Source organism: Nostoc sp. JL34 (genome assembly GCF_017114945.1).
GTDB lineage: Bacteria > Cyanobacteriota > Cyanobacteriia > Cyanobacteriales > Nostocaceae > Nostoc.
The window spans coordinates 79,416-94,706 of the sequence record NZ_JABXKQ010000164.1 but is presented as its reverse complement, the minus strand read 5'-3'; the positions used below and the strand labels follow the sequence as shown (position 1 = coordinate 94,706).

The window sequence follows — 15,291 nt, the reverse complement described above, 5'->3', positions numbered from 1 at the left end:
TTCAAAGGTGGATGAACGGAGTTCTGAGGTGGATTCATCCAGTTCAAAGGTGGATAGAAAGAGATTCTAACTCCCCCTTGTCCCCTGCCTCTTCAATCAGCCGCCAATCAAAACAGTGGGATTACCTTTGATAATTTTATTCGGCGGGCCTAATGCTTCTAAAACAGTATCGCCCATGCGAGAGGCAGGCAGATTGTTAATCAGCACTGTCTGACTACCGTCAATCACAACCCCAGGGCCATGAGGAGGTAAGGGTAAAGGTGTGGCGCAATTATGAATATCAGCACCAGCAGCAGCAGCAGCGATCGCACTACCCATAGTAGAAGCTGCCGTTGTCTTTGTAGTTTGTTCAGCAGCTAAAGCAGCAGGTGCCCCTGGTGTACCAGCCGCCGCTAAGGTAGCAGCTTCAGCCGCTTTGATAGCTATATCAGAAGATGTTTTGGCGGACTGCAAACCTGGTACTGCTGCTGCAAGCACACCCCGCCACGCAGGTAAAGACCCAATCAACACATTAGGACTACCCGGCCCTCCTGTTAAGACTGGGGGTAAGGGGTGCGCCACATTGTCGGTAATTCTTGCTGCTGGTCTACCCATGACAACCCCCTATCGTGTTTTTAATTACTGTTTTCCCGAAAATTACGAATTAATTAAGTCGAATCAACGCACCTTTGACTGTAATCGTACCGTTGGCTGAAATGTCGATATTGCCAGCAGCATCTAATGACATATTACCTGTTGATTTCACTGAAACAGATTTACCCATGTCGTCCATTTTGATTCTATGACCGCCTTTAGTTTCAATCTCTATACACCTTTGACTGTCATTGAGATATATTTTGTGACCGTATTCAGTTTCTACACGAATACCTTTTTTGCTAGTTCCTTTATCTTCTTCAACAAACTGTAGAGTATGACCTACACGAGTTTTAATGGTGCGTAATCTGACACCACTTGTAACCGAATCTCTTACCTTTTCCGGTGGTGCATCCTTGCCATTCCATACCCCGCCAATAACGTAGGGACGGTGGATATCGCCATGTTCAAAACCTACTAAAACTTCATCGTTTACCTCTGGTAAACAGTCAAAACCTCTATTTTGACCTGCTCCCACAGCTACAACTCTCGCCCAGTCACTTGTATGTTCTTCTGTGAGAGTGGGAAACTTAACCTTCACCCTACCCCATGCCTGTGGGTCTTTGTTATCAGTCACAATTCCGACTAATAAAGTCTCAGATGGCTGGAGACGTTTTTCTGGAGATAGAGTTGTGAATAAGCTACCAGAACGTAGTCCCCGCACGCTGAAATCAGTTTCATAAACGCGCTGACCGAAGAAATGGCGGGTTTCTGTAACATAATACTTACCACTATAGCGATCGCCCATACCCTGAAGATTAATAACCCGTCCCGGACGAATCTCAGGATTCCCTTCTGCTTTGGCATCTGCATAAACAAATTCTCCCCCTAGTTCATCACACAAAGCCTGAGCCATCGTCTCCGCTTGTTTTTTGCTGGCAACAGGTTTATCTACAACAATCATTTTGGGAGATTTAAGATTAGAAAATGCATTACTAGTACTACTTCCTAGCTGATTACCTGTCTCGGTTATTTGCTTTTCTTTCTTGGCTGTTCCACTAATCAATTGTTTCTGGGTATAGTCCCAGGCGCGTACTTCTACAGAACTTATCTGTTCAGCACTAGTAACACGGGTACTAAATTTATTAATATCAACTAGCCATTTGAGTGATAAAGCTTCCTGAGTTTTTGGTTTGCAAAAATTTAGCTTTTCCTCTGTAATAAATAACTCAAAACCAATGCGAGCAGCCCTTTCTCGCAAAAACTCCATATTAGTTTGATTTTCTTGAAAGACATACTTATGAACTTCAACAGTTGCCTCTATATTGCCAGGTTTTATACCTACTTCTTTAATTATTTGCTTGACTATATCGCTATCAGTTTTATTTAAAAAAGAGCGATTATAACGACCTCTGTGCAGACGATGAGAAATGTCATAACCGCGAACAATAATATCAGCTTCAGATTTTTCATTGAAGTGAACTTCCATCGCTGTAATTTCACCTTCTATGAGGAATTCTCCTACCTCCTCTTGAAAGTTATTATCTAGAGTAGTACTCGAAGTAAAACCTAACTTCACTTTTTTCCCAATTTTAAACAACTGCTCATGTCGCCAAGCTTTGTTTTCTGGTCGGTCAGATGCGGGAATATAGCTGTTATGGATTACTAGCGTAAACATTGCTGGTAAATGAAGGCTTTCTTCGATTGTGATTTGCAACAAATCCTTCATTAATTCAGGAGAAGCCTGTTTTCCATCTATCTGTATTTTAGGTTCGCTTAAATAAAGGCTTTTTTTAGGAGGCATAACTATTACTTTATAACTTATGAAATGTTCAGAGCAGCCTTTAATGACAAAGTAAATACTAATTTGTCACTTTACTTATTTTGTCTTACTCAGTTTTTGCCCCTTTTGATCTGTCTGACGAGCGTTGCCTGTAGAAGCAGATTTACGTCCTCCAGGAAGGTTATTCTTATCTACTTCTTGCAAGGCTATATCTACCAGTGCCCTGACTGGTGTACCATCACTCAAAAACATATTTAAAGTGTAAGTTAAACTCGTAATTACACAATAAAAATACTCATTTCCCCATGTAAATATATAAACAGGCGGGCGTTTGTCAGTTGATTTACTGATAGTTTCTACACCTAACTTAATTGTATCTATATATTTTTTCATCACTGACTCTTTCGTTTCATAAGTATCATAAAGTAACTGTTTAAGTGTAAATTTGTAAGGTTCAACTCCAGAAAAGTTTACTTTCGGAAGTAGAGTAGTTCCTCTATTACCATCCTTGCTTTCCCACTTAACAGTCCGAGCGAAACTAATATCTGTAGGATTAAACATTAATTCAATGTCTGGCGCTTCACCGTTATAAGCTACAAGTTTGGCTTTCTCCAGTTGCGGTTGACGTTTTTGAATAACAATAATTGCTGGACTTGCCATTTGAATATTCTCCAAAAATTAATTCTTGAATACAAATTTACCAAGGTAATCTACCAGAGGAACCACCATGACGTTCTCGCTCAATTTCTATCCGTTGTCGTAATCTGCTATAAACTTCACGAGCTAGAGCTTCAAGATCGGCTGTATCATCTTTATCATCTTCTTGAGAAAATGAGGATGCGCTCTCTATCGTCTCAGTTACTGGTGCTATTTCTCTAGATATGTCGGGTAGAGTGACTTCTCCACCATTAGCAAAGCCTCTAGCTGAAGGAAGGTGTTTAGCAAAAACTTGTGGCGATTCTGAAACGTGAGAAAATTCATAATTTTGGCTATTAGATTCTTCATCATTAAAATTAAAGCTAGTAAATTCATCATCATTTCCATTTAGTAAATCTTCCACACTTGACCATTGAGAAGGTGTATTTGACCTTTGGGAAGATGTATTAGTGGTGGAATTTGTTTTTCGGAAAATCAGGGGAGGCGATGAGTATTGGGGTGAAGGTTCATCCACATGAATCGTTTCGTTTTGAAGAGGATTAAGCTGTGGAGAATTGAGTATCGAAAGTTTCTGTTTTCCAATATCTAACCCCAAGGAAGAAGGAGTTAAAGAATTGGATATATGAGATGAGTGAGTCTCAGCGCTTTTTAGTTGTAATGAAGTGTCTGGAAAAGAATCGACTTTAGTCGGAGTCTCTGGAGAAGTTTCTTCTTCTGGTTCTTGAGGATTGGGTGTCTGTAAACTTGGAAGGATAATATCGTGCGGTGTTCCACCAGTGTTGATGTGATGCAGTAGAGGTAAATTCTTCTGTGCATCCCTGGTATTAATCACAAACTCCCCAGGCGTAAGCATTGCAGGTACTGTATCCGAGGGTGCTATCTGCTGACGATTTTCAACGTGGGAGTCTATGACATGACCACCAGTAGCATAACCTTTAGGTGCTGGCAAATTTTCTGCGATCGCATTTTGCTTAACTTGAGGTAATATATTTACCTCATTTTGTGCGGACGTTGGATTATCTGAGGTATCAACAAAGGTTGATATTTCAGGATTTTCTTCATTTGTTACCCCAGAGGTAAATTCTGATTCTACTATTTGTTCATTGTCAATAATTTCCCTGAAAATACTCGCAGTTTCACCAATCTCAGGCGATATGGCGCTAATTGCTGGTATTTCACCAATCTCAGGTGATATGGCGGTAAGTGGCGCGATCGCAGTTTCACCAATCTCAGGCGATATGGCGCTAATTGCTGGTATTTCACCAATCTCAGGTGATATGGCGGTAAGTGGCGCGATCGCAGTTTCACCAATCTCAGGCGATATGGCGCTAATTGCTGGTATTTCACCAATCTCAGGTGATATGGCGGTAAGTGGCGCGATCGCAGTTTCACCAATCTCAGGCGATATGGCGCTAATTGCTGGTATTTCACCAATCTCAGGTGATATGGCGGTAAGTGGCGCGATCGCAGTTTCACTAATCTCTGGTGATGTAGGAGTAATTATTGGTGTTTCATAAATCTCAGGTGATGTAGCCAGAAGTGGTGCGATCATAGTTTCAAAATTCTCAGGCGATATTGTACTAATTATTGGTGTTTCACCAATCTCTGGTGATGTAGGAGTAATTATTGGTGTTTCATAAATCTCAGGTGATGTAGCCAGAAGTGGTGCGATCATAGTTTCAAAATTCTCAGGCGATATTGTACTAATTATTGGTGTTTCACCAATCTCTGGTGATGTAGGAGTAATTATTGGTGTTTCATAAATCTCAGGTGATGTAGCCAGAAGTGGTGCGATCATAGTTTCAAAATTCTCAGGCGATATTGTACTAATTATTGGTGTTTCACCAATCTCTGGTGATGTAGGAGTAATTATTGGTGTTTCATAAATCTCAGGTGATGTAGCCAGAAGTGGTGCGATCACAGTTTCAAAATTCTCAGGCGATATTGTACTAATTGTTGGTGTTTCAACAATTTCAGGTGATGTAGCTAGAAGTGGTGCGATCGCAGTTTCAAAATTCTCAGGCGATATTGTACTAATTGTTGGTGTTTCAACAATTTCAGGTGATGTAGCTAGAAGTGGTGCGATCGCAGTTTCACCAATCTCAGGCGATATTGTACTAATTGTTGGTGTTTCAACAATCTCAGGTGATGTAGCTAGAAGTGGCGCGATCGCAGTTTCAAAATTCTCAGGCGATATTGTACTAATTGTTGGTGTTTCAACAATTTCAGGTGATGTAGCTAGAAGTGGTGTGATCGCAGTTTCACCAATCTCTGATGATGTAGGAGTAATTATTGGTGTTTCATAAATCTCAGGCGATGTAGCGGTAAGTGGTGCGATCGCAGTTTCACCAATCTCTGATGATGTAGGAGTAATTATTGGTGTTTCAGAAATCTCTGGTGATGTGGTCAGAAGTGGTGCGATCGCAGTTTCACCTATCTCTGATGATGTAGGAGTAATTATTGGTGTTTCAACAATTGCAGGTGGTACTAAAATGGGCTGACTTTCTGTAAACTCGCTATTAGTACTCTCAAGATAGCTGTCACGTTGTAGTGAAGTCAGATTTGCTGAGATATCTGAGACATTAACCACCATAGCAGACTGTGACTCTGAAATTACTAACGCTTCATTATTATCAGAGTTTCTGAATAAACTAGGTATGTCTTCAATATCGGCTGAGGTAGGTGTTAACTGAACAGGTATACTCGCTAGAGACTTACTTGAAACACTGGGATCAATTTCTTGTTGTATTGCAATAGGGCTTTTTGCAACTGAAGACTCAGAATTAGGTGCAGCAATATGCGCCCCTACATTATTTTCATCATTCGCCAAAGGATGGATTAAAGTAGGTGCATCATCAAGATCGGGTAAGGTAAGTGCTGACGGCAAAACTAGAGAATTATCAACGACAGCATTATCTAGTTGCAATGTGGGTATTTCCAAATTAGCCTCTGCCTGTTGAGGCTCATCTGATGTTAATAAGCTATTTTCATTACTATTAATATTAACATCGCTTTGAACAATATTCTTAGCCACAGATGATTTAACTGCTTTTTTAGATTTGGATTTTTTCTCAAGTGGCTTTTGAGATTTATTTGTTTTTTTTGATTTACTTTTAATATTTAGTTGTTGCGAGATGTCATCACTCGTTTTTTTATCAATCCGATTTGGCAGTATCTCTGGAATAATGTTTTTTACTATTTCACTAGTATTAATATGACTATTTTCTGGTATAGCTAGTGAATCAAAATAATCAGATTCAAGTAATGGCAAATCACTATTTATATCTTGATTATTCCAACTATCCCAACCTATTAATGCTTGTATCGATGGTTCATGTTCACGAGATAAGAAAAATTTAGACGATGTAACTAATGGTAGTTTCGTTTGTATAGGACTAAGAAAAATACTTCGTGAATGCAAAGAATGAGACTGTTTTCTCAATACCATTCTCTCAGGATTTGATAAAGATGATATTACCCCAAGGGGATGAATATTGTTTCCTAGTGGAGATTGAATAATTTGCATAGTTATCGTTGAAAAATAGCCAATTAGCTAGAAACGAAATATCCACTTTTTTGATTCCGTTGTACAGAAGTGCCTCCTCCTGTAGACCTTGCAACTTGTAAGCCTTCATAAGCTAAAGTTAATTCTTCAATGGCAACTGCCTTACCATCTGCTTGGAGCGCAGGTGTTTTCCAGGTTATAGGAATAGCACCAATTAAAGTCCAACTCATCATCGTTTCACCGGCTTGATTGAAAATCAAAATATTGACATTGCGTCGAGATGTTTTCTTTTGTTCATCAAAAACTGCATTCATCCAGTTCCAAAAACCTGGATGGTCGGTAACTCCACGTTTAAGAGTGATATCTGCAAATTCTGTATGACCTAAATAAATTCTTTGTTGGTCGTTAACACCACCTTCCTGAAACACATTTTTCTTAATTTGAATACTTAATCCTGAGCATTCAGCGAAAGACGCAGCAATAGAACTGTCTATCTCAACGTAAAACCGATTAGTAGTGACATAATTTAATTCATGAGTAATATTGCCGTTATTAGCGCCTGTAGCCATCACAACCACCTTTGGGAATTATAATTACCGAGTCTTTCTCGCTGCGATCGCAAGTCTTCTAGCAAAAGTTTATATACGCGCTCTGTGAGTTCGTTCAGCAGCAGTGAGTCGTTGAGATATTTACTTGCCGTTTTAGCCGCCTTGCTAGCATCAGAAGTCACTGAAACCCCAGTGTATCCAGCAGCACCGCCAACATCTCCATCGAATGTGAAAAAATTTTGTTGCTGATTTGAATCCATAAATAAAAAAACTCTCCCTAAATCAAGGCTAAAGGTACTGCATCAGAATCAAAAGTAGCCAAAAGTCGAACTTGCCCTTTGCCTGGATTCAGACTTTTGAGCAATTGTGTTGGAAATGCGATCGCTGTACTCTAGCTAAATGTTAATAACAGCAAGATATTCATCTAGCTACTGCTTGGGCCTCTGGAGAAGAAAATGAGAGAACACGTCAGCCGCCAGAAAAAAACTACTACAGGCTTCTCAATTCCATCCTTAAAACACCCGACACGCGGCTTTGGTTTGGAGTCGTCGGCAATTTCACGCCAAGCGGTTCCTGAAATACAACCACTGACTCACGATATCAGTCGCATACCACTGCGTACCCAAGCAAAACTCTCAATTAGCCAGCCTGGAGACATTTACGAACAGGAAGCTGATAGCGTTGCACAGCAGGTAATGCAAAGAATGGCGCAACCTGTAAATCGTCAGTCTATCCAACGAGAAGCATTGCCAGAGGGAGAAGAAGAATTGCAGATAAAACCTCTGGACATTAGCACATTGCAACGTCAAGAAATGCCAGAGGATGAGCAAGAATTGCAGATAAAACCTCTGGACATTAGCACATTGCAACGAGAAGAAGTGCCAGAGGATGAGCAAGAATTGCAGATGAAGCCAATGGTGCAGCGTCAGGCTGAGGCTGGGATGGATACTGCGCCTGACCTGGAAGCATCCATTAACCAAGCAAGGGGTGGTGGACAATTGATGGCAGACAATATCCGCGAACCGATGGAACAGGCATTTGGCGCTGATTTCAGTGGAGTGAAGGTTCACACGGATGGTCAATCTGACCAGTTGAATTGTTCAATTCAGGCGCGTGCTTTCACAACGGGACAGGATGTGTTCTTTCGGCAGGGGGAATATAATCCTGGGAGTCGCGGTGGTCAGGAATTGTTGGCGCATGAATTGACCCATGTTATGCAGCAAAATGGGGGAGCTGTACAGCGATCGCCTTTACCACCGCAGCAGTTATCGCAACACACAGCCATCGAAACAAAATTGTCATCGGAAGGCGATCACGTGATCCAACGAGCGAAGCTAAATATCCGCGATGATGGAACGATCAGTGGCGTCTCAAAGTTTCCTAATCGCCCTAGCTCCAACCTCAGGGGATCTCAAGGTCAACACCTGACAGCATATGTCGTATTTGAAGATATGATCAGTAACAGGGTAACAGACCGAACAGTGGCAGAAGCAGCAGCAGAACTGGTCAAAGTATTGGAGGAAATTTCCGAACTTCCGGGTATGAAGCTACAAAGTGCAAGTTACCTCAAAAGTCCTATGACAATCAATATTGAACTACTCAAAAACCATAAGACAACGGCAGAGCAAATCGGAAAAGTTATCGATAATATTTTGTCAATCAGGAATAACGTACCGGGTACAGCAGAACGTGGAACTGGTGGAGGCAAAGGGGAAGCTAAACACGCCGGAACCATAACAGAGGTAGAGAAGGCGTTGAGAAACGACAAATGGAATAAATCATGGAACAACGATATTGTATCAGATCAGGTTCGTTATGGAGTGTGGAAGCTGTTAGACTATGATCCCAAAAACCCAACTTCAGAAGAAGAAATAGCAACAATAGCAAACAAGATCATAACTCACTATAAATCCATCGTGAGTGCATATCCATTAACAGATCGATGGTTAAACGAGCGGGAAGATTACTTTAAAACCTATTTAGACGCACATAGGGATGATGTAGGGATGCCACTTAGACAAGTAAAGGCATCGAATTTAGAAACGATATTTAATTTTGTAAATCAGGGGCTGTAGCAAAAGAGATAAATTAAGTGCGATCGCCAATCTTGTAGGTTAGGTCAAAACATGAGATCCAATAAGCTAAAACTTCAAGGCAAATAGATATAGACTTGAAGATCAAACGCCCGATACTAAATAAAGAGTGGGTTTCTCGAAAATTTAGACCTTGGGTGAATTGTGTTACAAGTGCGATCGCTGTACTCTAGATATTAGTAATAGCCAAATAGTCATCCACCTACTGCTTAGGCATCAGGAGAAAAAATGAGAGAACGCATAGGCCAGCCCAAAAAAGCTACTACTGCTTCCTTCTCAATACCTGCACTCAAACAACCGATACCTGGTTTTGGTTTAGAGTCCTCTGGTGCTTCATCCCCAGCAGCAAATGAAGTGCGATCGCGAAATTTACCTTTAATGCACGACATCAGTCGAATATCACTGCGTCCCCAAACAAAACTCACGGTTAACCAGCCAGGAGATGTTTACGAGCAGGAAGCTGATAAAGTAGCACAGCAAGTGATGCAGACTATGAGCGAGCCTGTAAGTAAACAGTCTGTGCAACGGGAATCATTACCAGAGGAAGAAGAAGAATTACAAATGAAATCCCTGGCTGATGCCAATACTTCGCTACAACGGGAAGCATTACCAGAGGAAGAAGAAGAATTACAAATGAAATCTCTGGCGGATACCAATACTTCACTACAACGGGAAGCATTGCCAGAGGAAGAAGAAGAATTACAAATGAAATCTCTGGCGGATACCAATATTTCACTACAACGTCAGGGTGGTGGGGTTACAGCCACATCTGACTTAGAAACTTCAATCCAACAGGAACGGGGAAGTGGACAGACACTTTCAGACGATATCCGCCAACCAATGGAGCAAGCTTTTGGGACTGACTTCAGCAGTGTCAAAATCCACACAGATAGCCGCTCTGACCAACTCAACCAATCTATCCAAGCTCGTGCCTTCACTACAGGACAGGATATATTCTTCCGTCAAGGAGAATATGCTCCAGAGAGTCATGGAGGGAAGGAATTACTTGCCCATGAGTTAACTCACGTTGTCCAACAAAATGGTAGTGCGCTTGGGCGTAAATTGCTTCCTGACCAGGAGATAAAAAAAAACAAGATCCCCAAGCCAAAGCCCTTTTTAACTCCCCTTCTGGGTATCAACCAGTAATCCAGCGTAACCCTTTTGAAAAGTTTAAAAAATTCTTTTCCAAAGACAGTGGCGATGAAATAGAAGAAATACAGGTGAACGGGGAAGACTGGAAAAAATACTTGGAGTTAGATATCTTGACGATGCAGCCTAGCGATATCATAACGGACAGGCAATTTGGGCATAATTTATATATAAATATCAGATGGTACAACAAATCGCAAAAAAGATTGCGCCTTTTGACACCGCCACCACTGGAATATTTTGAGGAAATAACAAAGATCACGACAGACAACGGCGGCAATAGAACTACAGAAACAGAATCGCTGGATCAGTACGCAAACAGACCAAATTCTAATACTTTCCGTAGCTACGCACTAGGAACTCAGGGCATGATTATAGATCCAGGTAAGTCGCTCACGGCAAGATTTCTTGATCCGCCGCAGATCACAATCACACAAGATTATAAATCCCGCACAGTTAAGTTCAAAATCGGGTTACAAGGGTCGCAACAGTGGCTAACTGGTGTGCAGCAACTAACGTGCGAGAATAACAAGATCATAGAGCATGAGTTTATCCCAACAAGACTCAGGGCTGGCTAAGAACTACGGCACAATTAGTTTTTATAATATTAATTATCTTGCAAAAGTCCCATCAAAAATTAAAGACCCTTGAATAATGACTAATAACGCTTAAGAAGCCGATCGCTGTTGGTCAATTTGCAGTGGGATATTTTCTCGCACGAGTTGCCAAAAGTGCTTGATGGGGGGAATTTGCAGACGGTCTTGAGTTGTTACCATAACTACCCGACGAGTCAAACTGGAACCATCTGCTAAACCACTAGTATTATTGCTGGCTAAGGAACGAATCGCCAGGGTAGGGTCAAGACGAGCTTCCAATAATGCTGATTGAGGTAGTAAAGCTATCAGTTCTCCTTGGCGCACGACTCCCCGAAAGGCATCTAGGGTATTTACCTCTAAAGCCGACTGGAGTGTAGCTTCCATGCGCTCAAATCTATCTTGTATTAAGCGTTGCATCCCATAGCCATCTTTGAAAACCACTTGGGGATAACGAATTAGCTCCGACCAAGGAACGAATTCATATTGTGCTAGTGGATGATTAGCTGCGGTTAAAACTTCTATAGGTTCATCATAAAGTACTTCTACCACCATTTCTCTACTGGTGGTTAAAAAGCGATTATTCATCACAATTGCTAAATCTACCAATCCATCTTTGAGGACTTTGAGGGCGCGATCGCTCCCCAATGAAGTCACTCGCAATTGCACATCTGGATAATCATGACAAAATTTTTGCAACACTGGTGGTAAGTAAGATCCACATAGGGAGTGAATCACGGCAACGCAAAGTTCTGGTTGCTTTCCGGCAATTAAATCGGCTAATTCTTCTGTAGCAGTCTGCCACTCTTGGCAAATTTTGCGGACGCGGGGTAACAAACGTTCACCTCCTAGCGTTAGCTTGGCATGAGTGCTTCTGTGAAACAGTTCTATCCCCAAATCTGCTTCTAATGCTTGGATTTGGCGACTAATCGTCGATTGGGTAACACCAGATGTTCGCGCTGCTTGTTGAAAGCTGCCGGTTTGGGCGATCGCTAGAAAGGCTTGCAACTGCTCTAGGCGCATTTTTATGTAGCCTGAATTACATTTATCAGCTTCATTAAGTTAACGGATTTTTATCCACAATTTAGTAGAGTTTGTTACAGGTCTTTTTCTCTGATTTACATTTAAGTCAATCACGTTTTACCGCTTTTCTCGTCAATTATCCACTTTGCACCAGTTTTTTCGGTAAATTTCGCCAAAAAAGAATCGACTATTTTTTGCTGAAATATATGAATTTTTACATAATATTTTTAAACATCACGTGATGCGACGGATTATAGCGTTTTATCAACAAAAGGTTTTGTACAACCTCAAGCAAATAGCCGTATAACTTGTGGATACGGCTGCGATCGCGTCAGATTTGCAAGAGGTACAGAGGGCACAAACTACAGATGTACCCTCCTAGAGTATTGTGAATACTATTTTCTGCGAGAACCTGTTACTTCATCAGGATCGCTATAAGCCCGGACTTTTTCGCGATTACGTAGTCCTGCTAAACCAGCTAGACCAAGCAAACCTAGCCAACCCCAATCAAAACCGCGATCGGTAGTTCTTTCGGAAGTTGTGACGCCTGTATTTCTGTTAGTACCTGTGGCATCAGTGCCCGTGCCTGTGGTATCTGTGCCCGTTGTACCAGTACCTGTGGTATCAGTGCCTGTTGTGCCAGTGCCAGTACCCGTGGTTCCAGTGCCAGTACCTGTGGTTCCAGTGCCAGTACCTGTGGAATCAGTGCCCGTAGTTCCAGTACCAGTACCTGTAGTTCCAGTTCCAGTGCCTGTGAAATCAGTTCCAGTGCCAGTACCTGTAGTTCCAGTACCTGTACCTGTAGTTCCAGTGCCAGTACCTGTACCTGTAGTTCCAGTACCTGTACCTGTAGTTCCAGTGCCAGTACCTGTAGTTCCAGTACCTGTACCTGTAGTTCCAGTACCTGTACCTGTAGTTCCAGTACCTGTACCTGAGCTACTGCCACCACTGGAGCCTCCACTGCCAGAGCCAGAGCCTCCACTTTGGGCAGAAACTGAAGGAGGTAAGGAAACAGAAGCGAAACTGATGGCAAAGACAGTAGCTAAAACAGCTTTAGATAAATCGGAAGGCTTCATGCTTATGGTTCCTTTTATGTTCTAGATTTCTGTGGTTGATTGATTTACAAAACCGATATTTTCTACTCAATCCACTGCTAAATTAGGTAAATTTTGACAATATAGATTGAGGAGTTTTTTACCTAGCTTCTTTTCAAAAAGTTGTTTGAAGATACCATAACAACTTACTATTCTTTACATCAAGCAAAATAATTCATAATCAGTAATTACTAATTCAGGATTATGAACCTACAACCAAAGTCACTTGTTCATAATAAAAAATGAATGATATTTATTTCTAAGATAAAATCATATTCACTTTTATGCCATTTCTACCTAATTACTTATTGTGAATTATTTTGTGATTCTTACACAGCATAACTGCTAGCTTTTCACCGGACTATCTACCAGAAGAGTAAAACCGCTTATATCGCAGGAATTAATTTGGCATTAAAGTTAAATTAGTCTATGAGTGTGAAAAGAATGAGACATTTGAAAGTTGGCAATTAGATAAAGCTACTTACCTAATAAGTACAAGCGATCGCTAAGTCCAGTAAGATTTTCACCTTAATAAATATAATTACTTTATTGACATTAGCTTTTAGTTATTTGGATATAAATGAACTAGAAACTTTAAGCAATTAGATGTTGCAAGCGGTTAAGACTCTATTAAGAATACTTTACAATCTTATTTCACCTGAGAACTTATAACTTCATACTCCAGGTGTGTCTTACTTTAGACTTAAGGAATACTTTTATTGTCAGTTAAGCAAGGCGGCGTAAATAATTAAAGGTTTGTAGTAAGGACTTTAGTCGTCTCTTCTCTACGAGAAGCAGCACCAACGTGACGCGACGCGATAAAAAGTTGACAGTGAACAGTCCTAAAATTTACCATTCGCTTAAAGCGATCGCTATTCCTTGTTTTAAATCTGGTGTGAGTGCGTCATTATTTGCTAACTGCTGCAATTGTTGATGTGTAGCTTCCCCATCCAGATTTTTCAGAGCTGCGATCGCATGTAGTCTCACCAATGCATTAGAATCGCCTAACAGCGAAATCAATGGTTCAATTGCCTGCATTTCGCCTAACTGTCCTAAAGACAAAGCGATCGCACTTTTGATGCTAGCAATCTTTGTGGCTGGATGTGGCGTTAGCGTTGGCGTTGGCGTTGGCGTTGGCAAAGCCTCTCGAAGAGAAGCTTGCCGTTCGCGTAGCGTTCCGCAGGAAAGGCATCGCAGTATTTGCAGTAAGATTTCTGCGGCTGGTGTAGTTAACTGCGGTTCTTGGACTCGTCCCAAAACTGTGACAATTTCTTGCCATACTGTCTCGGAAGTGCTTTGATTCAGTGCTGTTTGCAAATATTCCAAACTCGATAACGTCCCTACCCAACTTAAAGCGCGGATGGTTTCTAATTGCAGCGTTATCGGTGTCTGGGGTGAAATCAGCAAATCAAATAAGTGTTTGGCAGCGTCATCACTACCAATCCGAGAAAGGGTAACTGCGGCTGCACAACGAACATCAAGGTTAAAGTCGTAAAGTTTGGGTTGCAGTCTCGTTATTAAATCTAATGCTTGGTGTAAGTCGGGGCGAAAACCTAAACCAAGCACTGCTATACGCCTGACTGTGGCGGCTGTATCATCTAAAGCTTTTAATAATGCTGGCGGTACACGTTCGTCATGAAAACTGCTGAGGGCTTCAATTGCGGCGGCGCGGATTGCTGCTTGTGGATCTTGCACTACACTTAACAGCGGAGTGATGGTTTCTGGTTGCCGAATACAACAAAGCGATCGCACTGCTAACAATCGTGTATCTTCATCTAATAGAAGTTCCGTTAATGAAGCAATAGCAACAGTACCCATTTGTCCCAGTGCTGTAGCTGCGATCGCTTTAAGTTCTTCATCCTGATCATTTTTCAACAATTCAACTATTGACGCGATAGCTTCTGGGTGTTGAAATTCGCCCAAAGTCCTGGCTACATACCAGCGCAATTCTTCTTCTGCTTCTTCATCTTCTAATATTTCAACAAGAGGTGGGATGGAAATATCTCCCAAGTGAGTCAACACTTTGGTAATTTCCCAGCGTTGCTGAAAATCCCCCATTTTTAACATAAAAAGTGTTAATTTCAGGAGATATTCTCGATTTTCAACTATCTCTGGATGTTCCGAGTCTGCCCCTAAAATCAACTGTTGCAAATATTGAATTAGTGATGACCAATCAGCGGAATTATGTGCTGCCTCGGCTTGTACCAAAAGCTGTTTGATGTTACTCACAATATCTTGCTTTAATTATCATCTCCTGCCCCCTGCCCCCTGCC

The 15,291-nt window shown here is 41.4% G+C and carries 11 protein-coding genes and 1 pseudogene; 3 read left to right on the top strand and 9 right to left on the bottom strand.

Features of this window, described 5'->3' with window-relative positions; genetic code table 11:
- Positions 1 to 96 precede the first annotated feature (96 nt).
- The 6 genes from HWQ44_RS30070 to HWQ44_RS30045 all read right to left on the bottom strand — a co-directional run bounded on the left by HWQ44_RS30070 (position 97) and on the right by HWQ44_RS30045 (position 7,326).
- Positions 97 to 594: a PAAR domain-containing protein gene (locus HWQ44_RS30070; protein WP_190899279.1), complete on the bottom strand. Its 498-nt coding sequence runs from the start codon at positions 592 to 594 to the stop codon at positions 97 to 99.
- 49 nt (positions 595 to 643) lie between these two features.
- Entirely contained in the window at positions 644 to 2,377 is a 1,734-nt protein-coding gene (locus tag HWQ44_RS30065; protein ID WP_292725617.1) for a VgrG-related protein, read from the bottom strand.
- A 75-nt stretch (positions 2,378 to 2,452) separates the two neighbouring features.
- Positions 2,453 to 3,016 (bottom strand): hypothetical protein, encoded by a 564-nt coding sequence (locus HWQ44_RS30060; RefSeq protein WP_292725615.1) that lies wholly within the window; start codon positions 3,014 to 3,016, stop codon positions 2,453 to 2,455.
- 37 nt (positions 3,017 to 3,053) lie between these two features.
- Positions 3,054 to 6,539 carry a hypothetical protein gene (locus tag HWQ44_RS30055; protein WP_292725613.1) on the bottom strand — a complete coding sequence of 1,162 codons (3,486 nt, stop codon included), beginning with the start codon at positions 6,537 to 6,539 and terminating at the stop codon, positions 3,054 to 3,056.
- 23 nt (positions 6,540 to 6,562) lie between these two features.
- Positions 6,563 to 7,087 carry a phage tail protein gene (locus HWQ44_RS30050; protein ID WP_292725611.1) on the bottom strand — a complete coding sequence of 175 codons (525 nt, stop codon included), beginning with the start codon at positions 7,085 to 7,087 and terminating at the stop codon, positions 6,563 to 6,565.
- The gene (locus HWQ44_RS30045; RefSeq protein WP_292725610.1) at positions 7,087 to 7,326 is read right to left on the bottom strand and encodes a hypothetical protein; all 240 of its coding nucleotides are present in this window, start codon (positions 7,324 to 7,326) and stop codon (positions 7,087 to 7,089) included. The genes HWQ44_RS30050 and HWQ44_RS30045 overlap by 1 nt, the downstream gene beginning before the upstream one ends.
- Before the next feature lie 195 nt (positions 7,327 to 7,521).
- Here HWQ44_RS30045 and HWQ44_RS30040 point away from each other — a divergent pair, with 195 nt between their 5' ends.
- The 3 genes from HWQ44_RS30040 (at position 7,522) to HWQ44_RS30030 (ending at position 10,886) form a co-directional block, all read left to right on the top strand.
- On the top strand, positions 7,522 to 9,141 hold the full coding sequence (locus HWQ44_RS30040) for a DUF4157 domain-containing protein (protein WP_292725608.1): 1,620 nt from the start codon (positions 7,522 to 7,524) through the stop codon (positions 9,139 to 9,141).
- 246 nt (positions 9,142 to 9,387) lie between these two features.
- Positions 9,388 to 10,305, top strand: a complete 918-nt coding sequence (locus tag HWQ44_RS30035; RefSeq protein ID WP_292725606.1) for a DUF4157 domain-containing protein — start codon at positions 9,388 to 9,390, stop codon at positions 10,303 to 10,305.
- 74 nt (positions 10,306 to 10,379) lie between these two features.
- On the top strand, positions 10,380 to 10,886 hold the full coding sequence (locus HWQ44_RS30030) for a hypothetical protein (RefSeq protein ID WP_292725604.1): 507 nt from the start codon (positions 10,380 to 10,382) through the stop codon (positions 10,884 to 10,886).
- Between the two features lie 90 nt (positions 10,887 to 10,976).
- Here the strand turns inward: HWQ44_RS30030 and HWQ44_RS30025 are convergent, their stop codons facing one another.
- The 3 genes and pseudogenes from HWQ44_RS30025 to HWQ44_RS30015 form a co-directional block, all read right to left on the bottom strand.
- On the bottom strand, positions 10,977 to 11,924 hold the full coding sequence (locus tag HWQ44_RS30025; protein ID WP_292725602.1) for a LysR family transcriptional regulator: 948 nt from the start codon (positions 11,922 to 11,924) through the stop codon (positions 10,977 to 10,979).
- A 395-nt stretch (positions 11,925 to 12,319) separates the two neighbouring features.
- Positions 12,320 to 12,445 (bottom strand): annotated as a pseudogene (locus HWQ44_RS30020) (WGxxGxxG family protein); the annotation flags it as partial.
- Between the two features lie 1,422 nt (positions 12,446 to 13,867).
- The gene (locus HWQ44_RS30015) at positions 13,868 to 15,250 is read right to left on the bottom strand and encodes a HEAT repeat domain-containing protein (RefSeq protein WP_292725620.1); all 1,383 of its coding nucleotides are present in this window, start codon (positions 15,248 to 15,250) and stop codon (positions 13,868 to 13,870) included.
- Positions 15,251 to 15,291 lie beyond the last annotated feature (41 nt).

Bases quoted from the DNA above. Each gene is read 5' to 3' on its own strand.
- HWQ44_RS30035 (WP_292725606.1), top strand. From the start codon at position 9,388: ATGAGAGAACGCATAGGCCAGCCCAAAAAAGCTACTACTGCTTCCTTC.
- HWQ44_RS30025 (WP_292725602.1), bottom strand. From the start codon at position 11,924: ATGCGCCTAGAGCAGTTGCAAGCCTTTCTAGCGATCGCCCAAACCGGC.
- HWQ44_RS30070 (WP_190899279.1), bottom strand. From the start codon at position 594: ATGGGTAGACCAGCAGCAAGAATTACCGACAATGTGGCGCACCCCTTA.
- HWQ44_RS30060 (WP_292725615.1), bottom strand. From the start codon at position 3,016: ATGGCAAGTCCAGCAATTATTGTTATTCAAAAACGTCAACCGCAACTG.
- HWQ44_RS30045 (WP_292725610.1), bottom strand. From the start codon at position 7,326: ATGGATTCAAATCAGCAACAAAATTTTTTCACATTCGATGGAGATGTT.
- HWQ44_RS30050 (WP_292725611.1), bottom strand. From the start codon at position 7,087: ATGGCTACAGGCGCTAATAACGGCAATATTACTCATGAATTAAATTAT.
- HWQ44_RS30055 (WP_292725613.1), bottom strand. From the start codon at position 6,539: ATGCAAATTATTCAATCTCCACTAGGAAACAATATTCATCCCCTTGGG.
- HWQ44_RS30065 (WP_292725617.1), bottom strand. From the start codon at position 2,377: ATGCCTCCTAAAAAAAGCCTTTATTTAAGCGAACCTAAAATACAGATA.
- HWQ44_RS30040 (WP_292725608.1), top strand. From the start codon at position 7,522: ATGAGAGAACACGTCAGCCGCCAGAAAAAAACTACTACAGGCTTCTCA.